This window comes from Candidatus Limnocylindrales bacterium, assembly GCA_035626395.1.
Classification (GTDB): Bacteria; Desulfobacterota; Binatia; order UBA1149; family CAITLU01; genus DASPNH01.
Window position 1 is genome coordinate 610,701 of the sequence record DASPNR010000002.1, and the last position, 23,112, is coordinate 633,812.

General features: G+C 69.7%; 12 protein-coding genes. 2 read left to right on the plus strand and 10 right to left on the minus strand.

Going from position 1 to position 23,112, the window contains the following annotated elements; all coding sequences use genetic code 11:
• Window positions 1–98: 98 nt before the first annotated feature.
• Both VEC57_03060 and pbpC read left to right on the plus strand, forming a co-directional pair.
• A complete protein-coding gene (locus VEC57_03060; GenBank protein HYB98094.1) occupies window positions 99–5,861 on the plus strand; it encodes an MG2 domain-containing protein in 5,763 nt (1,920 codons plus the stop codon).
• 22 nt (window positions 5,862–5,883) lie between these two features.
• Window positions 5,884–8,109, plus strand: a complete 2,226-nt coding sequence (gene pbpC, locus VEC57_03065; protein HYB98095.1) for a penicillin-binding protein 1C — start codon at window positions 5,884–5,886, stop codon at window positions 8,107–8,109.
• Window positions 8,110–8,121: 12 nt separating this feature from the next.
• On the opposite strand, the gene VEC57_03070 is transcribed toward pbpC, so the two are convergent.
• From VEC57_03070 to VEC57_03115, 10 genes are all read right to left on the minus strand, one after another.
• Window positions 8,122–9,120 carry a M20/M25/M40 family metallo-hydrolase gene (locus VEC57_03070; protein ID HYB98096.1) on the minus strand — a complete coding sequence of 333 codons (999 nt, stop codon included), beginning with the start codon at window positions 9,118–9,120 and terminating at the stop codon, window positions 8,122–8,124.
• A 138-nt stretch (window positions 9,121–9,258) separates the two neighbouring features.
• Entirely contained in the window at window positions 9,259–12,750 is a 3,492-nt protein-coding gene (locus tag VEC57_03075) for a carboxyl transferase domain-containing protein (GenBank protein ID HYB98097.1), read from the minus strand.
• Between the two features lie 73 nt (window positions 12,751–12,823).
• Window positions 12,824–15,307, minus strand: coding sequence for an LPS assembly protein LptD (lptD, locus tag VEC57_03080; protein HYB98098.1), 2,484 nt, complete (start codon window positions 15,305–15,307; stop codon window positions 12,824–12,826).
• Window positions 15,308–15,470: 163 nt separating this feature from the next.
• Window positions 15,471–16,730: a folylpolyglutamate synthase/dihydrofolate synthase family protein gene (locus tag VEC57_03085; protein ID HYB98099.1), complete on the minus strand. Its 1,260-nt coding sequence runs from the start codon at window positions 16,728–16,730 to the stop codon at window positions 15,471–15,473.
• Window positions 16,731–16,777: 47 nt separating this feature from the next.
• Window positions 16,778–17,590 carry a tryptophan synthase subunit alpha gene (gene trpA / locus VEC57_03090; protein HYB98100.1) on the minus strand — a complete coding sequence of 271 codons (813 nt, stop codon included), beginning with the start codon at window positions 17,588–17,590 and terminating at the stop codon, window positions 16,778–16,780.
• An 80-nt stretch (window positions 17,591–17,670) separates the two neighbouring features.
• Window positions 17,671–18,636 (minus strand): putative metal-binding motif-containing protein, encoded by a 966-nt coding sequence (locus VEC57_03095; protein HYB98101.1) that lies wholly within the window; start codon window positions 18,634–18,636, stop codon window positions 17,671–17,673.
• A 232-nt stretch (window positions 18,637–18,868) separates the two neighbouring features.
• Window positions 18,869–20,611, minus strand: coding sequence for a PAS domain S-box protein (locus tag VEC57_03100; protein HYB98102.1), 1,743 nt, complete (start codon window positions 20,609–20,611; stop codon window positions 18,869–18,871).
• A gap of 296 nt (window positions 20,612–20,907) precedes the next feature.
• Window positions 20,908–22,128, minus strand: a complete 1,221-nt coding sequence (gene trpB / locus VEC57_03105) for a tryptophan synthase subunit beta (protein HYB98103.1) — start codon at window positions 22,126–22,128, stop codon at window positions 20,908–20,910.
• Between the two features lie 59 nt (window positions 22,129–22,187).
• Window positions 22,188–22,856: a phosphoribosylanthranilate isomerase gene (locus VEC57_03110; GenBank protein HYB98104.1), complete on the minus strand. Its 669-nt coding sequence runs from the start codon at window positions 22,854–22,856 to the stop codon at window positions 22,188–22,190.
• 66 nt (window positions 22,857–22,922) lie between these two features.
• On the minus strand, window positions 22,923–23,112 hold a 190-nt coding region (locus VEC57_03115), incomplete at its 5' end, for a hypothetical protein (protein ID HYB98105.1).

The following is a 23,112-nucleotide window of genomic DNA, read 5'->3' on the forward strand; positions in this document are numbered from 1 at the left end:
GTCAGCCACTCCTTCGTCTGCCGTGCTCTCGCCGTCTGCTCGCTGGGCGCAGAGCACACGTGGTCTGTTGCAGGAGGCCGTGCTAGTCCAGGCGCCTCTTGAACCTGCTTCGCCCCGCGCTGCTTCGAGTGCTCCTGCGCCTCCTGCCGCTGCTCGCGTCCGCCCAGGCCGCGCACGCGACCAGCGTCGAGATGTTCAGCCCGCAGGGCTTCAGCCTGGAGGCGCGTCAGGCCGTCGCCCGCTTCTCCGAGCCGATGGTCCCTTTCGGCGACCTGCGCGAGCAGGTGACGCCGTTCGTCGTCGAATGCGCGGAGAAAGGACGCGGGCGCTGGATCGACGGCCGTACGTGGGCGTACGACTTCGAGCGCGACCTTCCCGGCGGCGTGCAGTGCACTTTTCGCCTGACGCAAGGGCTGCAGGATCTCGAAGGCAGACGCGTCGAGGGCGCCGACGCCTTCACGTTCCACACCGGCGGCCCATCGCTCCTCCACATCGATCCGACGGCCGGCCAGACCATCTCCGAGGATCAGGCATTCATCCTGCACCTGAACGCCGAGGCAGATCCCGCCTCGGTGCCGCAGCACGCCTGGTTCGGCGTGGAAGGACTTCCCGAGCGTGTGGAGGCCGAAGTCGTGACAGGCGCCGAGCGCGAGGCGCTGCTGTCGTCGCTGTCGCAGTGGCGCAAACCCAAGGGCCCGTCGGTCATCGTACGTGCGCGCCGGAGGTTTCCGAACGACAAGGCGGTGACGCTGGTGTGGGGAAGCGGCGTACGCACCACCGGCGGCATCGCCGGCGTCAGCGATCAGGCCACGGCCTATCGAACGCGCAAGGACTTCGACATCGACGTGCGCTGCACGCGCGAGAACGCACGCGCCGACTGCAATCCCGTCTCGCGCATCACGCTGGACTTCCAGGGCTCGGTTGCGTGGCAGCACGCGCAGAAGATCGAGCTCGTCTCACCGGCCGGCGAGGTGCGCAAGGCCACTGCTCCGGCCTGGCAGGAGGACCTGCGCGCCGAGACGCTGGTAGACAGCGTCCAGTTCCCCGGCCCCTTCGCCGAAGCGACGACCTACGACATCCGCCTGCCGCAAGGTTTCTCCGACGATTCCGGACGGACGCTTGCGCCGGCGCGCGCGTCGGCGCTCCAAGCGAAGACGGCGCCGCAGGCTCCGCTGGTCAGGTTCGCTTCGCGCTTCGGCATCCTCGAGTCCAGGGCCGATCCGGCGCTGCCGGTGACGTTGCGCAACGTCGAAGCCGAGCTTTCCGGCATGCAGGCGGTTCTGACTCCGCAGCAGCAGACCGGCTGGATGACGATGATCGGGCGCGCCTACGATACGCTGACGGGAAAGACGGTGCGGCTTCCCGCCGACGATCCGGGTCGCATGCTCTACTGGCTGCAGCGGCTGTCGAGGGCACAGCGTGCCCGGTCGATCTTCGAAGGCGAGCCGGAGCGCGAAAGCGGCACGGCATTCCGGCTGCCCAAGCCGTCGCCGGCCAAGGAAATGGAAGTGGTCGGCATCCCGCTGCGCGAGCCCGGCCTCTACGTCGTCGAGCTCTCCAGCCCGCGCCTTGGCGCCTCGCATCTGGGCACCGATCTTCCGATGTACGTTCCGGCCGCGGCGCTGGTCACGAACATGGCCGTGCACTTCAAGCGCGGACACGAGAGCTCGCTGGTGTGGGTGACGCGGCTGGACGACGGCAAGCCGGTGGCGGGCGCACAGGTGACGCTGCACGACTGCAACGGCGCCAGACTCGCCGATCTCGTCACCGACCAGTATGGCCTTGCGCGCGCCGGCGGCTTCGACCGCTACGGCCCGGTCTCGTGCGATCGCCGCGGCGCGGTCAGCGAGGATCCGGTCAAGGACCCTGCCGGAAACGATTTCACCGACGAGCACGGCGACCGCTACAGCGGCCCGCTCGATGTCCTTTCCAGCGGCATCTTCGTCGTCGCCCGCAGCGGCGGCGACATCAGCTTCGTGCATTCGGGGTGGGACGACGGCATCGAGCCGTGGCGCGTGCTGCCGCAAGCCGACACCTACGGCAGCAGCGAGGACGCGCGCCACACGATCCTGGACCGCTCGCTGTTCCGTCCCGGCGACACCGTGCACATGAAGCACGTGCTTCGCCTTCCGGTGATGGGCGGCTTTGCCGTGCCGTCCGCCGACAAGCGACCGAAAAAGGTCAAGGTCGTGCACGAGGGCAGCGAGCAGAGCTACGAGCTCGATCTTGCGTGGGACGAAAACGGAGCGGCCGCCACCGACTGGCCCATCCCCGCCGGCGCCCGCCTTGGCACCTACGCCGTGCGGCTGACCGGTGGGGCCGCACAGGACGGCTGGGCCGACTGGACCAGCACGGCACGCTTTCGCATCGAGCAGTTCCGCGTTCCGCTGATGCGCGGAGCGGTGAGCCTGCCGGCGCAGACGCAGGTGGCGCCGGCGTCGGTTCCCGTCGACGTCGCCGTTGCGTATCTCGCCGGCGGCGGCGCCGAGCAGCTGCCCGTCATCCTTCGCAGCGAGCTGCGCGCGGGCAGCATCGACGTGCCCGAGGAGCTCGAGGCATTCACGTTCGCCGCAGGCTCGGTCCAGACCGGAATCGTGCGCGAGACCGACGACTACGCCGAGGAAGGCGACCTGCCTTCGCCCAAGCTGCATCAGGAGCGCCCGCTGACGCTGGATGCATCGGGCGCCGCGCGCGCCGAGGTGACCGAGCTGCCGGCGAGCGAAGAGGTGCGCGAGCTGGTGGCCGAGATCGAGTTTCGCGACCCCAACGGCGAGCGTCAGACGGTGGCGTCGACGACGACGCTGTGGCCGGCCGCGCGCGTGGTGGGCATCGAAGTGGAGCGCTGGCTGGCCACCGATGCCGACATTGAAGCCAAGACCGTCGTCCTCGGCAGCGACCGGCGCCCCGTTGCGGGCGCGCCGGTCACGGTCGAGCTGCTGCACCGGCGCAGCTACTGGTCGCGCACGCGCCTGATCGGCGGCTTCTACGGATACGAAGGTTCGGTGGAGACGCGTCTGCTGGGACCGTTCTGCCACGGCGTCACCGGCGCGGACGGCATGTTCCCGTGCAAGGCGCGCCCGCCGCAGGACGAGTCGGTCCATCGTGGCGGCGAGCTGGTGCTGCAGGCAACGACCGTCGACGAGCAGGGCCGCAAGTCGGTGACGCACGTCTCGGTGTACGTACCCGGCGACGACACCTCGTTCGCCGTCGAGCCGAGCGACCGCATCGACGTGCTCGCCGAGAAGCGCGAGTACGAGCCGGGAGAGACCGCCCGACTGCAGGTGCGCATGCCGTTCCAGCACGCCACCGCGCTCGTGGTCGTCGAGCGTGAAGGGACGGCCGAGGCGCGGGTGCTGGAGCTGTCGGGCGCCGATCCGGTCATCGAAGTCCCCCTGCTCGCCAGCTACGCGCCCAACGTCTTCGTCTCGGTGCTCGCTGTGCGCGGCCGCATCGGCGCACCGCAGCCGACGGCGCTGCTCGATCTCGGCAAGCCCGCGTTTCGCATGGGCGCGGTCGAGCTGCGCGTGGGCCGCAGGGAGCATCGTCTCGACGTGCGGGTCGGCGCGGACAAAGCCGTCTATCGCGTTCGCGAGAAGGCGTCGGTGCACGTGCAGGTGCGCCGCTTCGACGGCAGCGCGCCGCCCGCCGGCAGCGAGATCGCGCTGGCCGCGGTCGACGAGGGCCTGCTCGAGCTCGACGCGAACGAGAGCTGGGACCTGCTCGAAGCGATGATGGGCCGGCGTCCGTATCTGGTAACGACGGCAACGGCGCAGAGCCAGGTGGTGGGCAAGCGGCACTTCGGACGCAAGGCCGTCGCCGCCGGCGGCGGAGGCGGCGGCGGCCAGACCCGCGAGCTTTTCGACACGCTTCTCCTGTGGAACGCGCGCGTGCCGCTCGATGCCGCCGGCGATGCACGCGTGGAGGTGCCGCTCAACGACTCGCTGACCAGCTTCCGCATCGTCGCCGTGGCCACCGCCGGCACCAGCCAGTTCGGCACCGGCGCGACGTCGATCCGTTCGGCGCAGGACCTGCTGCTGCTGCCGGGCCTGCCTCCGCTCGTGCGTGCGGGCGATGCGTTTTCGGCCGAGCTGACTCTGCGCAACACCACGGCCGCCGCCATGGACATCGAGGTGGCCGGCGAGGCCGACGGCGTGCCGGAGCTGACGCTTTCGCCGCGCTCGCTGCGCCTGGAGCCGTCGCAGAGTTCCGTCGTCGAGTGGCAGCTGCGGGCTCCGCAGATCTCCGGCGACGTCGTCTACCGCCTGCGCGCAGTCTCGCGCAGCGGCTCGCAAGACCAGATCGTGGTGCGGCAGCAGATCGTGCCGGCGGTTCCCGAGACGACGCTGCAGGCGACGCTGCTGCACGAGCAGCAGGCGGTGCAGCGGGTGCAGATGCCCGCAGGCGCGGTGCCGGGCCGCGGCGGCATCGAGGTGGCGATGGCGCAGAGCCTGACCGGCAGCCTCGGCGAGGTACGGGCGGCGCTCGAGCGTTATCCGTACGAGTGCCTCGAGCAGCGCGTCTCGGTTGCCATCGGGCTTGCCGACCAGGAGCGCTGGGGGCGCATCCTGGCCGGCATCTCGCCGTACATCGACGGCGACGGGCTGCTCAAGTACTTCCCGTCGATGTCGCGCGGCAGCGAGGTGCTGACCGCGCACGTGCTGGCGCTGAGCAGCGCAGCCGGCTTTGCCGTACCCGACGACGTGCGCATGCAGATGATCAGCGGGCTGACCCGCTTCGTCGAAGGCAACGTCGTGCGCGATCCGGGATTCGCGGTCGTCGACCTGCCGCTGCGCAAGCTGGCGGTGATCGAGGCGCTGGCGCGCGCCGGCGAGGCCAAGGCGTTCATGGTGCAGAGCATCGCCATCGAGCCTGCGCGCTGGCCGACCTCGGCGCTGCTGGACTGGTGGAGCATCGTCCACCGCATCAAGGACCTTCCCGAGCGCGAACAGCGCCTGCAGGAGACCGAGCGGCTGCTGCGTGCGCGACTGGAAGTTGCCGGCACGCACATCGCCTTCCGCAGCGACGCGCGCGAGAACCTGTGGTGGCTCATGCGCGCCGGCGACCTCGACGACGTGCGCCTGACCCAGCTCCTGTCCGAACTCGACCTGCGGCGCGAGGAGCTTCCGGCCATCGCGCGCGGCGCGCTGTCGATGCAGCACAAGGGCTCCTGGAGCACGACCGTCTCCAACGCCTGGGGCATGGTGGCGATGCGCGCGTTCGACCAGCGCTTCGGCACCGAGCCGCTGACGGGAACCACCGCCGCGGCGCTGGGCGCGCAGGCTCGCGCTCATGAGTGGAAGGAGCCGGCGCCGGCTACGCTGACGCTGCCGTGGCCGGCCGCCGCCGAAGACCTTCGCATCCAGCACCGCGGCCGCGGCACGCCGTGGCTCACCATCACGTCACGAGCGGCGCTCCCGCTGCAGTCGCCGCTCGGCGCCGGCTACTCGATCCGCAAGACGGTGACGCCGCTGGACGTGCACGAGTCGGGTGCTCTGCAGCGCGGCGATCGCCTGCGCGTGCGTCTGGAGATCGATGCGCAGACGCACATGACATGGGTGGTGATCGACGATCCGGTTCCCGCCGGCGCCTCGCACCTGGCCGCCGGTCTCGGCCGCGGCGCCGGCGTCGGTCTCCCGGCCGCCGAGGACGCGGACATCGACACGCCGACCTACACGGAGCGTTCGTTCGCCGGATACCGCGGCTACTTCGAGTACATGCCCGCCGGAACGACCACCGTCGAGTACATCATCCGTCTGAATCAGGCGGGAACCTTCCAGCTTCCGCCCACGCGCGTCGAGGCGCTCTATGCACCCGAACGCTTCGCGGCGTCGCCGAACGCTCCGATGCAGGTGCATGACTAGTGGCGCCGGACATCGCCGCTGCATGATCGGCGGCGTCGCGGTCGACGCGCAGCTGGTCATCAGCGCCGCAGCCGCCACGGTGCTGCTGGTGACCGTCACCGCCGCGACCGTTGTTCGCATCGCCCGCGACGGCTCGCCGGCGCCGACGACGTTCGAGGAGACACGAGCCCTCCACTGCCCCTCCGACCTGCGGCTGCTCGACCGGCACGGCGCGGTCCTGCACGAGCTGCGGCTGGACGAGGCGCGCCGGCGGATGCGCTGGGTGTCGCTGGCCGGGATCTCGCCGGCGCTGCAGGAGGCGGTGCTGCGCTCGGAGGACCGGCGGTTCTTCGATCATCGCGGAGTCGACGCCCGTGCGATGATCGCGGCCGTCTGGCAGCGCATCCGGCACGGCAGCCTGCGCGGCGCCAGTACCATCACGATGCAGCTGGCCGCGATGCTCGACCGCGGCCTGGCGCGCGGCGGCTCGCCGCGCACGCCGGCGGCCAAATGGCGGCAGATGCGCGCGGCCTGGGCGCTGGAGGCGCGCTGGACCAAGCGACAGATCCTCGAAGCCTACCTGAACCTGGTGACGTTTCGCGGGGAGCTGCAGGGCGCGGCCGCGGCAGCGGCGGTGCTCTTCGACAAGGCGCCGCACGGGCTCTCGCATCCCGAGGCAGCCGTGCTGGCGGCGCTCATCCGCTCGCCCAATGCGGCACGCGACGTCGTGGAGGCACGCGCGAAGCGGCTGATGGCCGCGTCTTCCGCCGCCGCCGGCGACCCTGCGCGCGCGGCTTCGTTGTCGTCACGCGCCGATCCGCTGCGTGCGGCCCTGGACGACGCGTTCGCCTCGCCCTCGGGCACCGGTCCGCGCGTCACGGACGCGGCACACGCTGCACGTAGGCTCTTCACGGCCGACGACGTCGCCGGCTGCCGTGATCGTGCTTCGACGCTGGATGCCGAGCTTCAGCGGCGTGCGGCCTCCTCGCTGCACGATCACCTGCGAGACATGCGCGAGCAGTCGGTTCGCGACGGCGCCGTGCTGGTCGTCGACAATGCCAGCGGCGACGTGCTCGCGTACGTGGCCTCGAGCGGGCGCCTGTCTTCGTCCGAGCACGTCGACGGCATCCGTGCGCTGCGCCAGCCGGGCTCGGCGCTCAAGCCTTTCCTCTATGCGCTGGCCCTCGATCGCCGCCTCGTCACCGCCGCCACGCTGCTCGAGGACGCCCCGACCGACATCGCGATCGGCAGCGGCGTCTTTCGTCCGCGCAACTACGATCATCTCTTCCGCGGCCTCGTCACGGTCCGGACCTCTCTGGCGGCGTCGCTGAACGTGCCGGCCGTGCGCACGCTGCAGCTCGTCGGCGCCGATCGCTTCGCCGACTCCCTTCGCGAGCTCGGCTTCGACGGCATCGACGGCGACGGCGACTTCTACGGCCCGTCGCTGGCGCTGGGGTCGGCCGAGGTCAGCCTGTGGGAGCTCGTCGGCGCCTATCGCACGCTGGCGCGCGGCGGCCTCGCATCGCCGCTGCGGCTGACCGCTGCCGACGCGCGCGACGGCGACCAGGAGAGCATGACACCGCCTGCGCGCCGCGTGCTCGGCGAGGAGGCCGCGTTCATCACGGCCGACATTCTCGCCGACCGCGGAAGCCGCGCCACGACGTTCGAGCTCGAGAACGCGCTGGCCACGCGCTTCTGGTCGGCGGCCAAGACCGGCACGAGCAAGGACATGCGCGACAACTGGTGCATCGGCTTCAGCGACCGCTACACGGTCGGCGTCTGGGTCGGCAACTTCACCGGCGCCCCGATGCACGACGTCAGCGGCGTCTCCGGAGCCGCACCGATCTGGAATGATGTCCTGTCGCAGCTGCATGCAGATCGGCCGAGCATCGCGCCGCCGCCGCCGACGGCGGTCATACGCATGGCGGCGCCGGGCGGTGCGCCGCCGGAGTGGTTCGTGCAGGGCACGGAGCCGCTCGTGCCCTCGCAGCTGGCTCGTCTTCCGCGCATCGTCTCGCCGGCCGACGGCAGCATCCTGACGGTCGACCTGGACACCCCGCCGCAGCGGCAGCGCGTGACGTTCGTCGCCGACGCCGCGCCGGAAGGTGCCGCTTGGAAGCTCGGGGACGCGCTCCTGAGCGCGGCAGAGCCGGCGCTATGGTCGCCGGTGCGCGGGCACCATCGCCTCGCGCTGCTGGACGGCGATCGCCGCGAGCTCGCGGCGGTGACCTTCGAGGTGCGCGGCGGGCCGCGGCCGCCGCAGGATTAGAAGCCGCGGGCGCTATTCGATCTCGGCCAGGCCCGTCAGCACGTGTTCGAGGCCGCGCGTCAGGAGCGTCATGCGGTGATAGTCGAGGCGCTCGGCGGTGTCGGAGGAACGGTGGTAGTGCGGATCGCGGAACGTAGCGGTATCGGTGATCATCAGCGCCTGCACGCCTCGCTCCCAGAACGAGCGATGATCGGACCAGTCGACTCCCGGTACGCTGGCCGGCAGCACCGCGACCTCCGACGGCAGCCGTGCGACCTCGCGGAACCGCGCCACCACCTGCTGCACGAGATCCCGCGACGGCGGGTTGCCGACGAAGCCGATGAAATTGCCGCGATCCGGATACAGCGGCGCCAGCGCCGCCGGATAGCGCTGGCTGCCCGGCTCCTCGCTGTAGTAGCCGACGGTCTCGATGGACATCATCGCGTGCAGCTGCGCGCGCGGGTCCGAGAACGTGTTTACGTACTCGGCGCTGCCCATCCCGCGGCCCATGTTGAAGTACGGCGGCTCTTCGTTCGGGAAGGCGACGAAATGAACCGGCCGCCGCGGCGTGCGCTTCGCCAGTGCGCGCGCGAGCTCGAGCATGACCGCCACGCCGGTGGCGTTGTCATTGGCACCGGGCGAGCCGGTGACGGAATCGTAGTGGGCGCCGACCACGATCGCCGCCGCCGACGCCTCGCCGGCCAGCACGGCCTCGACGTTGTGGAAGGCCTGCCCGTCGTGCTCGTAGCTGCGCAGGCGCGGCTGGTATCCCGCGGCCGCGAACTGCTCTTCGATGTAGCGACGCGCCTGCTCCAGGCTGGCGTAGCGGCGCGCGTTGCGCTCGCCGATGCGTGAGGAAAGCGCCGCAACGTGCGCGTGCAACCGGTCACGCAAAGCCGTGTCTTCCATGGTCAGCTCGGGCAGCGGCCCCTGATAGGAGGCGCCGGGCGCGGCCAGCAGCCAGCCGCACGCACAGGCCACGCCGGCGGCAACCGCTGCGACCACCGCCATCGCCCGGCGCAGCGGCGTCACATTGCCCTCTCATCGCGCGCCTTCGGCGGCGCCGGACCGTCCACGCTCACGCAACGATGACGTCCGCCGCCGCGGTCCTGTTCGATGGGTTGGTATGCGGCGGGAGTCGAGAGCGCGACTGCGCCCGCGCCGCCTGCCCTACCAGGCGTCGACGCAGCTTCGCTTCTTCCCCACGCGCGGCGCCGGCGACGGCGCTGCCGTCAGCGCTCGCAGGATCCAGCGTCGCGATTCGGCCGGATCGATGACGTCGTCGATCTCGAAGTAGGAAGCCATGCTGACGGCCTTGCCGATCTCGTACATGCGCGCGACCATGTCATCGAACATGCGGCGGCGGTCGGCGGGATCCTCGATCGCCGCCAGCTCCTTCTGAAAGCCCAGCTTGACGGCGCCCTCGAGGCCCATTCCGCCGAACTCGCCGGTGGGCCAAGCCACCGTGAAGATCGGCGCATGGAAGCTGCCGCCCGCCATCGCCTGCGCGCCCAGCCCGTAGCCCTTGCGCAGCACGATCGTGAAGAACGGCACCGAAAGGCTGGCGCCGACGACGAACATGCGTGCCGCGTGGCGCACCATCGCCTTCTTCTCGATCTCGGGGCCGACCATGATGCCGGGCGTATCGCACAGGAACAGGATCGGCACGTCGTGCGCGTCGCAGAGCTGCATGAAGCGCGCGGCCTTGTCGGCGCCGTCCGGATCGATGGCGCCGGCAAGGTGTGAGGGATTGTTCGCGATGATGCCGAGGGGGCGCCCCTCGATTCGCGCCAGCGCGGTGACCATGCCGGCGCCGAAGCCGCGCCGCAGCTCGAGCACCGAGCCCGTGTCGGCGAGCGTCTCGATGACCGAGCGCACGTCGTAGATGCGCAGTCGGTTCTCGGGAATGGCTGCGCGCAGCAGCCGCTGATCGGCGCTTTGCCAGGACGGCAGCGGCCCCTGGAAATACGACAGGTACTTCTTGGCCGCCGCCACGCCCTCGGCTTCGTCGGCCACGGCGATGTCGACGACGCCGTTGGCGCTCTGCACGCTCATCGGTCCGACCTCGTCCGGATGGAACACACCGAGACCGCCACCTTCGATCATGGCCGGGCCGCCCATTCCGATGCTCGAGTTGGCCGTGGCGATGACGACGTCGCAGCAGCCGAGCAGCGCCGCGTTGCCGGCAAAGCAGCGGCCCGAGTTGATACCGACCAGCGGGACCAGGCCGCTGAGGCGCCCGAAGAACTGGAAGGCGCGGCAGTCCAGGCCGGCAACGCCGGAAGCGTCGGTGTCGCCGGGGCGCCCTCCGCCGCCCTCGGTCAGGATCACCACGGGCAGGCGCTGCTCGTAGGCGATTTCGAACATCCTGTCCTTCTTGCGATGGTTCTGCAGGCCCTGCGTCCCCGCCAGCACCGTGTAGTCGTACGACATCACGACCGCTCGCGATCGCTCGGGTGCGAACAGGTCGCCGTTGATGCTGCCGATGCCGCAGATCATTCCGTCGCCGGGCGTGCGGCGAATCAGATCGTCGAGCTCGCGGCGGCGGCGCTGCGCCGCAATGACGAGACCGCCGAACTCGGCGAAGCTGCCGGGGTCGCACAGGTCGTCGACGTTCTCCCGCGCGGTGCGCTGGCCGGTCTTGCGGCGACGCTCGACGGCCTCGGGCCGTGCCTCGTCCAGCCCGAAGCGGTGTCGCTCGACGGCCTCGGCCAGGTCGGGCCGGATACGATCGAGGTCGCCCGAGGACGACTCGAAAGTCTGAGCCGCGGCGACATCGCCTTCCTGCAGATACAGCAGCGGCTCGCCCTCGAAGACGGTGTCGCCGACCGCGACCGCCAGTGCTCGCACGGTGCCGCCGGCCGGCGCGCCGATGACGTGCTCCATCTTCATCGCTTCCATGACCAGCAGCGGAGCGCCTGGCGCGACGCCGTCGCCTTCGCCGACGTCGATGCCGACCACGGTGCCCTGCATCGGAGCGCGCACGGTCGCGGTGCCGGGCGGCGCCTCCTGCTCTGCGCGTCTGGCGCGCTGCGCCTGCGGCGTCGGCATCGCCGCCGCCTGGCCCGGCTGTTTGCCGTGCCGCACCACCGCCAGCGGATCGATGCGATCCACTCGCGCTCCGGCGCGCCCGGCTCGAGCGACCGATGCGGTCTCCGCGCCGCCGGCCACCCAAGCCTCGCCCTGTCCGGTCGCGGACGCGCCGGCGCTCGCAGCGTCCTTGCGCTCGGCCGTCGAAGCTTCGCGGTGCTCGCATGCATCGGCGCTCGCGAAGTAGAGCTGCGGCTGCGGCGTCTGCGCGCGATCGAGGAGATTGCTCACGCGGTCTTCGACCAGACGCGTGTGCACGCGCGATGCGGCGACGTCTTCGTCGTCCAGAAGGCTGTGGAGAAAGGCGATGTTGGTGGCCACCCCTTCGATGCGGAACGCGGCCAGCGCACGCTGCGCCTTCGCGACCGCCGCCGCGTAGTCCGCCGCATGCACGACCACCTTGGCGAGCAGCGAATCGAATGCGGGCGAGGTGGTGTAGCCGCTGTAACCGAACGTATCGACGCGCACGCCCGGTCCCGCCGGCGGCTCGAACGCCGTCAGGGTCCCGCCCGTGGGGCGGATGCTCCCGTCGGCCGCCACCGTCTCCATGTTCACTCGCGCCTGCAGCGCCACGCCGCGCACCGGCGGCGACGCCACCAGCGCAAGGTCGCCGAGCGTGGCTCCCGAGGCGATGCGGAGCTGCAGCGCGACCAGATCGAGGCCGGTCACTTCCTCGGTGACGGTGTGCTCCACCTGCAGGCGCGCATTCGCCTCGATGAAGTAGAACGCCTCCTCCTCGTCGAGGAGGAACTCGAACGTACCCAGACTTCGATAGCCGGCCTCTCGCGCCATCCTGCATGCCGCCGAAGTGATGCAGTCACGCGTGGCGCCGGACAGCGTCGGGCTCGGCGCCACCTCGATGAGCTTTTGATGGCGGCGCTGCAGCGAGCACTCGCGCTCGCCGAGATGAACCACGTTGCCTGCGGCATCGGCCACGACCTGCACCTCGACGTGGCGCGCACAAGGCAGGAGCTGCTCGATGTAGAGGTCTGCGCGGCCGAATGCCGCGGCTGCCTCGGAGCGGCAGCGTTCGAAGGCCGCGTCGAGCTCCTTCGCTTGCAGCACCACGCGCATGCCGCGCCCGCCGCCGCCGGCCGCCGCCTTGAGCACCACCGCAGCGCCGGAAGGCAGCGCGGCGAAGAACGCATGCGCCTGCTCGAGCGTCGTCGGCTCGTCGGTGCCGCGCAGCACGGGCACGTCGCAGCGGCGCGCCAGCTGGCGCGCGCGCGTCTTGTCGCCGCACAGCTCGAGGGCATCGGCGCCGGGGCCGACGAAGGTGACGCCGGCATGCGCGCAGGCGCGGGCCAGGTCGGCGTTCTCGCTGAGGAAACCATAGCCGGGGTGGAGCGCGTCGCAGCCGGTGCGGCGCGCGGCCTCCAGGATCTCGGCGATGTCGAGGTAGGCACGCGGCCCGCTGCCGCTGAGCGCATGGGCATGATCGGCGCGCCGCACGTGCAGCGAGCGCGCGTCGTCCTGCGAATGGACGGCCACGGTCTCGATGCCGAGGTCGGCGGCAGAAGCCGCGATGCGAATGGCGATCTCGCCGCGGTTGGCGATGAGGAGTCGTTTCATGGCCGTCGGCGTGATGGCCGCGGGTGCCGGTTGCGACGCGACCGAGTCGTGCGGTGCGGGAGGCCGCTCATACCTACCAGCCCGGCCGCCAGAACCCGACGTCTTCGTAGGCGACATCGTCGAGAGCCGGCGAGGTGCGCGAGGTGGCGCCGCTGCCGATGCCGCCGAGCCCCGCCAGCTCGATCGCCACGCGCACCTGGAACTCGTCGGGATTGACCCGCTCGATGATGCCGACGCCGATCGACCAGCAGTCGCACGAGGACGTGAACGTGATGCCGCCGGCCTTCTCGACGAAGCGCGTACTGATGAAGTCGTACCGGCCCTTCAGACCGATCGCGATGTTGCGCGTCAGGCCGAGGCGCGCGAGCAGCTCGCCGGATTCCAGGATGTCGGCTCCTTCGGGCGCCGTCGGCGCGGGATCGCTCGGGAGCTGGTCCTCGCGGACATAGCGATACGCTGCAGCCACGCGGGTGGACGGGCCGCGCAGAACGACGTTGGGGCCGCTCTCCCACGCCACCGACGCGTAGGCGCCTCGGACTTCGTTGGAGCCGAAGTTGTAGGACGTCAACGTGCGAAGGGCGAAGCCGGGCAGCGGCTGAACGAACGCGGCGAGATCGACGTCGGAGAAGTGATCGTCGACGACTTCACGGGTGATGTTGTAGGCCTGGAGAAGCGAGATGCGCGCGAGCTCGAAGGGATTCTGGTCGTGGTTGCGGCCGCGCAGGAAGAAGCGCGAGTCCACGCCATAGGTGACGACATCACGCCCGTCGATCGAATCGAGGCGGTCGAACAGCGGCAGGTCGCCGAACTCGTCGGTGGAGTTGAGGTAGCGGACGCCGGCGAACGGCTCGATCGAATTGTAGAGGTCCTTCCAGCGCTCGCTGTCGAGCGCGTAGGGCCGCGCCAGCTTGGTGCGCACATCCAAGCCGCCTTCGATCAGGCCGCGCGCGGGGAACTCGTCGAAACGGGCGATCGGAATGCCGTTGGGATCGAGCTCGTCCTGCTCGTCGAGGTGGTAGGCGCTGGCCCGTCCGTTCAACCACGCCCTGGACAGGACCACGTCCCGGGTCAGAAGCGGAAGTCCCACGGAGGTGGCGACGTCGAGGCGCTGCCCGTCGGTGCTGCGCTCGCGCAGGAACGTGGCGACGCTCGAGTCGATGCCGAAGATCACCGGGCCGACGCTGCCGTCGTGCTGCAGCCAGGCGGTGGCGGGCTTGTGGAGCGTCAGGTCGTTGGATTCGAACCCTGGCGCATGCAACCCCGCCTCATCCCGCCATGGCGACTCGGTCCCGAGCGCCTGATAGCCGACGGACTGAAGGCCTCCGCTGGTAAATCCATTCCACGCATCCACGCCGATACGAGAAGTCGTATAGCGCCGTGACTTGCGCAGCTCGCTGTTGTGGCCGTTGCCGCCGAACGTGTCGATCTCACGAAGAACCAGATCGTCGCTGACCGCCTGGATGTCGGCGTACGCGGTCCACTGGCGTCCGAGCTCTCGGTGGAGCAGATCGATGGACCAGCGGTTGTCGGGAATGTGCGAGGAGAAGAAACGCGGGGAATCGATTTCGGTGCTGTCGACGCACACGCCTTCATCGAATGGCCGCGCGTTGATGCAGTCGGCGTCGCTCTGACAGGACTTGCCGGGCGCGCGAGAGCAGAACTTCCCTCCCCCGCGCAACTCCTCGTTGTAATAGGCCACCTGCACCGAGCCGAAGCGGCGGCGCGAGGGGCGGTAGCGGTATTCGGCGTCCAGGCCCACGCGCGCCTCGGTCTCCAGGACGCCGGTGAACGTAAGGTCCTGCGATTTGTCGATGGCCCAGAAGTACGGTTCGGCCAGCACGAAGCCGCGGCGGCTGCTGTGTGCGATCTCGGGCGCAAGAAAGCCGCTCTGGCGCGTCTCCTTGGTGGGAAGGACGAGATACGGCACGTACAGGACCGGCGTTCCCTTGATCTCGAAGCGGCCGCTGCGCAGGCGCGCGTAGTCGTCGAGCTGCACGTCCAGGCTGCCGGCGCGAAGCTGCCAGTCGGGCTCGCTGTTCTCATCGAATCCGCAGGTGGTGAAATAGCCGTCCTGGAGGCGGAAGCGCCGTCCCTCGAGCTTCTCGGCGCGGGCGCCGCCGAAGCGGCCCGACTCGCCGCGGATGCGCACGTCCACGTTCTCGAGCGTGCCCGTCTCCTGGTCCACGTCGAGCGCAACGCTGTCGGCCGTGGCGCGTACTTCACTGGAATCGTACTGGACGGCACCTGTGGCCGAGACCTTTCTCTCGTCCTGATCGACCGCAATCGTGCCGGCTTGGAGGCGGCTCGACTCCCACTGCACCTGCACATTGCCTTCGGCGCGGACCTTGTCGCCTTCCTCCTGTACCTCGAGACGATCGGCCTCGACGATGACGGGGCTCTTGCCGGTTGCAGCGGCGGCTTCGGCGGCCTCGGGCGCGACGATCTCGGGCGGCGGCGGCTCATCGAAGGCCTGCGCGCATGGCTCGGTTCGACGGCGCCGCCGCTCGCGCTCGTCGCCGTCGTGCGAAGGCGCCTGCTCGCGCTCATCACGTTCCACGGACGGCGACGTAGTCGACGCAGGCATTTCGGACGTGCCCGGGGCCGGCTGCTGAACCTGCGCGCCGACGATGCCGGCCGCGAGCAGGAGCGCGATCGACGTCGAGAGAGCGCAACGGATCAGGCGCCGCCTTCGCAAAGGCGCAGGAGCACCTTCGTTGGCGTCAGTCGGACAGGTCCTGCTCGAGGAGGGAGCCACCGGCGCTTCTGTATAGGTGCCCTAGGAGAAAGATGGAACCGGCGATGACCACCGAGCCGTGGCCTGCGGACAGCTGTCGCGCCAGCGCCAGGCCTTCCTCCGGCGAGGCAGCGACGCGTGCCTGCGGCCAGGCCTCGAGAAACCGCCGCGGCGCCTCGGCGCGCGCCATCGAGAGCGGCACGAACACGGCGTCGTCGAAGCACGGCCGCAGCGCCGCCAGCATCGCGCGCCAGTCCTTGTCCGCCATGGCCGCAAAGACGAGCGTGCGCGGGCGCGCGATCCGTGTTTCCTCGAGCGCCGCCGCCAGGGCCGACGCAGACTCCGGATTGTGCGCGGCATCCAGCACCACCACCGGCGCGCCCTCGATGAGCTCGAGGCGGCCCGGCCAGCGCGCCTCGACGATCGCGCGATCGCGCTGCGACGGCTCGACCGGAAAGCGCTCGCCGAGCTGCTCGACCACCGTTGCCGCCACCGCGGCATTGCGCCGCTGATGCGTGCCCGGCAGGCGTGCCGTTCCGTCGAGCTGCGCCTGCACCATCGGAGCGAAATCGCCGAAGTCGCGGCCGTAGGCGAGCCAGCGCGCGGACGTTTCCTCCACGCGTGCGGCCACGACCTTCTCGGCCTCGCACGGCAGCGCGCCGGTGACCAGCACGGAGCCCGGCTTCACTATCCCGGCCTTCTCGAACGCGATGCTGGCGATGGTGTCGCCGAGGTACTCGGCGTGGTCGATGTCCACCGAGGTGATGGCGCAGACCTGCCCGTAGGCGACGTTGGTCGCGTCGAGCCGGCCGCCGAGACCTGCCTCGATGACGGCGACGGCCACACCGCGCTCGCGCATCGCGTGCAATGCGGCCAGCGTCACGATCTCGAAAAACGTCAGCTCCTGGCGCGCGGCTTCCATGGCAGTGCGAACGGCGGAGATCGACGCCACCACCTCGCGGCGCGACGCCGGAACGCCGGCCATGCGGATGCGCTCGCGGAACGAAACCAGGTGCGGCGACGTGTACAGGCCCGTGCGATGACCGCCGGCGCGCAGCGCCGCCTCGATCATCGCCGCGGTCGAGCCCTTGCCGTTGGTCCCGGCGATGTGCACGCACGTGAACGCGCGCTCGGGATGGCCGAGGCGATCGAGCACCGGATCGAGGCGAGCAAGGCGGAAGTCCATCCCGCGCTTGGCCTCGAGATGATAGAGCCAGTCGAGCGTCTCTTCGTAGGTTGCCGTCACTGGCTGTCGCCGTTTGCGATGCCGCTGCTGGCGGGGGAGCTGCCGGCTCAGGCGCTGCGGCGCACGCCGTCGATGCCGGCCCGCAGCGAGCCGACGAACTCTCGCGCCGCTGCCGGCCCCTCCCTGCCGCCCTCGTACACCCGGCGTACCAGCGCGGAGCCGACGATGACGAGGTCGGCGTACGCCGCGACCGACGCCGCCTGCTCGGGCGTAGAGATTCCGAAGCCGACGCCGACGGGAAGACTGGTGATGGCACGCGCCTGACGCACCAGGTCCTGGACGCCGTCGGAAGGCACCGATGCGCGCGCGCCGGTGACGCCGAGGACCGAGACCATGTAGACGAACCCGCTGGCGTACTGCGCGACCGCGCGCATGCGCTCCTCGGTGCTGGTCGGTGCGAGCAGGAAGATGCGGTCGAGGCCGTGCCTGCGACACGCGGTCGCCAGCGGCCCGGCCTCCTCGGGCGGAAGATCGGTGCACAGGATGCCGTCGGCGCCGGCGGCCACGGCGTCGCGTGCGATGGCTTCGTCGCCGTAGCGGAAGAACGGATTGCAGTATCCGAACAGGACCAGCGGGACGTCGGTGCGCTGGCGCAGCCACGTGACCATTTCCAGAATCCGCGGAAGGGAAGAACCGGCGGCGAGCGCGCGCTGGCTCGATTCCTGGATCACGGGCCCGTCGGCGATGGGATCGGAGAACGGCACGCCCAGCTCGAGGATGTCTGCGCCGGCTTCGGCCACCGCCATGATGGCGTCGCGGCTGGTCTGCAGATCGGGATCGCCGACGGTAAGGAACGGCACCAGAGCGGCGCGTCCTTCCTGGCGAAGGCGCGACAGCGTATCGGCAATGCGGCTCGGCACGAGCGGCGTCTTAGCGGGATCTGCCGGCGAACGACAATCACCGCCGCCTTGCCGGCACGTGCCGAGCCTGTTCGCGATCGTTACGGCGTACAGCCACCGCTGCCGTTGCACACCGAGGTGCCGACACACTCGGCGTCCGGATCGGCGCCCATCGGAATGAACGAGCACTGGCCGTCGAAGCCGCCGGTCTTGGCTGCCGAGCAGGCCTGGCAGGTGGAGGCGCAGGCGCTGTTGCAGCAGACGCCGTCGACGCACTGGAAGCTGGAGCACTGCGAGTTGCTGCTGCACGCCGTGCCGTCCGGGAGCAGGCAGACATTGCCTTCGTCCACAAAGCCGTCGCAATCGTTGTCCAGGGAGTCGCAGATCTCGGCGGACGGTCCCTGGTTCTGGATGCACTGCAGCGAGCCGGCGCAGGTCGTGGTGCCGGCCGAGCAGACGCCCGGCATGCCCGTCGAGCAGGCGGCGCCGCCGCCCGGATTGCCTTCATCTGCCTGGCCGTTGCAGTTGTCGTCCTGGTTGTTGCAGGACTCGGTGGCGGCCGGATTGATCGCCGGGTCCCCGTCGTCGCAGTCGACGTTGGAGCAGTACGAGTCCATGTCGGCGTCGACGCATGGCTGCGTCGTGCTGGTCGTGGAGACGAGGGGCGACGCCACCGGCGCGCAGAGCAGGCCCGTCGCCTTCACCTGGACGCTGTGCACGCCGAACTGATCGGTGAGGGTCGCCGCAGGCTGGAACTTCGGGCAGCGCGTCTTGTAGCAGAGGAACTTCTGCAGCGGCACGCCATCGGGAGCTCCCGGGGGAGCCGGGTTGACGTTGTCCTTGGACACGTCCACGCACAGCAGTTTTGCCGGCACCGTGATGGAGCAGCCGGGAGTGAGGCTGTCGAAGGCGGGGTCGTTGGAGTCGAGGTCGGCCGTGTAGATCGCCTTGGCCGACGAGTCCTTGATCTTGAAGCACTGCAGGTGGTCGAACGGCGCGGCATCGGCGGTCGCGGCAAGCACGAACATGGCAATGGCGGGCGACAGCGTGGGCAGCAGACGAAGCATGAGAGTCCTCCTCCGGGAAGATGCGACGGAAGCGCTCAGCACGGTATAGCGCAGCGCGACGCTGTACCAGAATTCAGCAGCAGGTTTGTTTCGCCAGCCGTCGACGAGAGCTGCCGCGAGGGAGAGGAGCCGCTCGGCCGCCGCTTGCAACGCCAGCGCACGAACGCCTCTGCGGCGGTGGGTGCGGCCGCCCCGTCCGCGGGTCCTGCTCCGCCGGCGTGAGGGGCGCCGCTCAGGCTGCCGACAAGCGCGGGATCGGCTGATCGGGCTGCGTCGTAGCCGGACCGTCGCCGACGGTGAAGAAGAAGCTCGAGCCCTTTCCGACCGCCGCCAGCGCCCAGATCCGCCCGCCGTGCCGGCGCACGATCCGTTCGACCGTGGCGAGCCCGATGCCGCTGCCCTCGAACTCGTCGGCTCGATGGAAACGCTCGAAGGGACGGAACAGCTTGGCGGCCTGCGAGGAGTCGAAGCCGACGCCGTTGTCGCGAACGAAGAACGCGCCGCTTTCGCAGCCAACCTCGATGCAGGCGTGCGCGGAATTGCGCGTGAACTTCCAGGCATTGGCCAGAAGGTTCTGCAGCAGGATGCGAATCATGCCCGGGTCGCCCCGCAGTGCCATGCCGGGCTGGATGCGGATCTCGACGGCGCGACCGGGATCGCCGTGGGAAAGATCATCGATGACGGTGCGCGCCAGCGAGCTGAGATCGATGTGCTGATCGTGGCGCGGCGCGCGCGTCAGGCGGGCGAGGGACAGCAGATCGTCGATCATCGAGGCCATGCGAACCGAGGACGCACGGATGCGCTCGAGGCGCTCGAGGTTGGTTGCGTCCAGCTGATCGCGCGCCTCTTCCAGAACGAGCTCGCTGTAGCCGGCCATCGCGCGCAGCGGCGAGCGAAGGTCGTGCGACACCGAGTAGCTGAATGTCTCCAACTCCGCCACGGCCCGCTGCAGAGCGGCGGTGCGGTCCTCGACGCGCTGCTCGAGGTCCGCATTGAGCTTGCGGATCTCCTGCTCGGCCCTGCGGATCTCGGTGATGTCGAGCGTAGCTCCCGTCATACGCACGATGCGACCGCTGTCGTCGGTGTCCGTGCGGGCCACGGCTCGCACGATCTGCTCGCGGCCCTCGAGATCCACCTGACGGTATTCCTCCGTGATCTCGCGCTTGCCGCCGGCGGCGATCAGACCGGCCAGCGTCGTTGCCACGCGCTCGCGATCGTCGGGGTGCACGAACTTCATCGATTCATCCAGGGAGAAGCTCGGAACGCCGCCGGCGCCCGGCACCGGATTGTCGCTCAGCCACAGCTTGCCGGTGGTGACGTCGAGGTCCCAGGTGACGACGCCAGCCACGCGCTGTGCCTCTTCGAGACGTGCACGGCTCGTGTGAAGCTCCATCTCGGTGCGGCGGCGCTCGGTGATGTCATGCAGGACGGTCAGCATCAGGGGCTTGCTGCGCTCGTCGAGCGTGTAGCCGACGACTTCGACGAGACAGGTCGTGCCGTCGGGGCGATGGATCGTATACTCGACGGTGCCAGGGTCTTCGCCGCGTTCCATCTTGGCGAGATTTGCGGCGGCGCGCGCCATGCCGTCCTCGTCGAGAATCTTCAGCTCGAAGAGATGACGACCTTCGGCCGACTCGGCAGTGACGCCTGCGATCTGGCAGGCCGCCTTGTTCATACGCACGAGCGTGCCGTCGAGGCCGACGATGATGTAGCCATTGGGCGCGAATTCGAAGACCCGGCGCCACAGCTCTTCGGCCTCGCGACGCGCCCGCCGATCCTGCTCGGCCGCTTTACGTTCGCGGCGGGCGCGAGCCCAGAGCTGCCGCATCGTCACGACGCCGCCCAGCGACAGCATCGCGACCAGCAGGCCGAAGAATTCACCCAGAACATATCCCCAGCCCGCAGCCACATCGGGCGGCTCCGCGTACAGCGTCACGAGCTTTCGCACCGACATCAGTGCGAGGGACGCAGCCACCAGCCGCCAGGCGAGACCGGCACGGCCGCTGCCAGGGGCGCGCCAAGCCAGCACCGTCGCCGCAACGAGGAAGAACAGGGAAAGGAAACTAAAGAACCAAGCCACGCCGCCCCCCGGAAAACCGGCGAGCCTTACCACGGCGGCCGCACCGCATGGAAGGGGCGAAATAGCGAAAGTTGCGCGGCGGCGCTCGATTTCAAGCGATGCCGTGGCAGCGCCGGAGCATGACCGGCGGCGGCTGCAGGATGCCTACATCTTGACCCCGAGATACTCGGCCACCGCCGGCTGCAGGATGCCTACAGCTTGACCCCGAGATACTCGGCCACCGCCGGCATGTCCTTGTCGCCGCGGCCGGACAGATTGACCACGATGATCTTGTCGCGACCCATGGTCGGGGCCACCGAGACGGCATAGGCCACCGCGTGCGCGCTTTCGAGCGCACACAGGATGCCTTCGGTACGGGCGAGGAGCTGGAGCGCCTCGATGCATTCCTGGTCGGTGACGGCGGCATAGCGCGCACGGCCGATCTCGTGGAGCCAGGCGTGCTCGGGGCCAACGCCTGGGTAGTCGAGGCCGGGCGCGATCGAATGAGCCTCCTTGATCTGGCCGAGCTCGTCCTGGAGCAGATAGGTTTTCTTGCCGTGCAGAACGCCGATCTGGCCGCGGGTGATGGACGCGGAATGGGCGCCGGCATCCAGGCCCCGCCCTGCTGCCTCCACGCCGACCATCTCGACGCCGTCGTCGCCGATGAACGGATAAAACAGGCCCATCGCGTTGCTGCCGCCGCCGACGCAGGCGACCAGCAGGTCTGGAAGGCGCCCTTCGGCGGCGACGATCTGGACGCGCGCCTCGGCGCCGATGATGGACTGGAAGTCCCGCACCATCTGCGGATACGGGTGCGGGCCCATGGTCGAGCCGATCAGATAATAGGTGTCGCGGACGTTGGTGACCCAGTCCCGCATCGCCTCGTTGATCGAATCCTTGAGCGTTTTGCTGCCGCTCTCGACGGGCCGCACCGTGGCGCCGAGCAGCCGCATCCGAAAGACGTTGAGCGCCTGGCGGCGTACATCCTCGGCGCCCATGAAGACTTCGCATTTGATGCCCAGCAAAGCACAGACGGTGGCCGTGGCCACGCCGTGCTGCCCCGCTCCGGTTTCGGCGATGATGCGCGTCTTGCCCATGCGCTTGGCGAGCAGGCCTTGCCCCAGGCCGTTGTTGATCTTGTGCGCGCCGGTGTGGCAGAGGTCCTCGCGCTTGAGATAGATGCGCGCGCCGCCGAGCTGATTGGTGAGGCGGCCGGCGAAATACAGCATGGTCGGCCGACCGGTATATTTCGTGTTGAGCTCGACCAGCTCCTGCGCGAACCCGGGATCGGACCTCCACTTCTCATACGCTTCCTGAAGCTCGAGCAGCGCCGGCATCAGCGTCTCGGGCACGAAGCGCCCTCCGAACTGGCCGAAGCGACCGTTCTCGTCGGGAAAGGCGGGCGTCGATAGGACTTCGGTGGTCTGGGTCATCGGATCCATCTCGCTTTGGGCGTCGCGTCGCGGCCGCGCCGGCTGGTCGTCCCCGTCGGCTACGAGCCTGGTTTTGCAGCGGCACCATCGCCTGCGGCTTCACCCGCCGCGGTCGATGCCGCCTGGTGCGGACGCGCGCTCTGGACGAACTCGTCGACGAGGCGCGCATCCTTGATGCCGGGCGCCGTCTCGACGCCGCCGGCCGTGTCGACGCCGAAGGGCGCCAGGCGCGCGACGATACCAGCCACGTTGGCCGGAGTCAGACCGCCGGCGATCACCGCCTTCGACAAATCGAGGCCTTCGAGGAGGGCCGGATCGATGAGACGCCCGCTGCCGCCGCCGGCGGCGTTGTCGATGAGGACGCGGTGATCCTGCGCGCACTCGAGCGCTTCGCGAAGCACGTCGCGTGAGGACGCGCCGACGGCTCGAAGGACAGGGAGCGACCAGCCTTGGGCGTCTTCGACGGGTTCTTCGCCGTGCAGCTGAACGCCGGTGAGGCCGACCTTGGACACGATGCGCTCGATCTCCTGCCTGGTGGTGCGTCCGAAGACGCCGTAGACGCGCGAGCGCCTGGGCAGAGCAGCCACGATGGCTCTTGCCTGTTCGGGGTCGCAGCAGCGCTTGCTCCACGAGCAGAAGTTGATGCCGATGGCATCGGCACCGGCATCGAAGGCGGCACGGGCATCTTCCAGGCGCGTGATGCCGCAGATCTTGACCCACGTACGCATGCTGCGCGTTTGTAGCGTGGGCAGCGGGAGCGCGAAACATGCCCCGGCGTTAGCAGCCATCATGCCTCATTTCTGTAGATACACATCGCCGCGCAGCCGCATGAGCGGCGGCTTGCCGGGCCGGCAGCCGAGTTCCCACAGCAGGTTGTCGGGCGCGCAGCCGGTCAGGCGGATGCGGCCGCGGTGGATGAAGTCGCGGTGGTGCTCTTCGCACACCGCCGTCAGGTTCCAGAGAGCGTCGGGGCCGCCGAGAGAG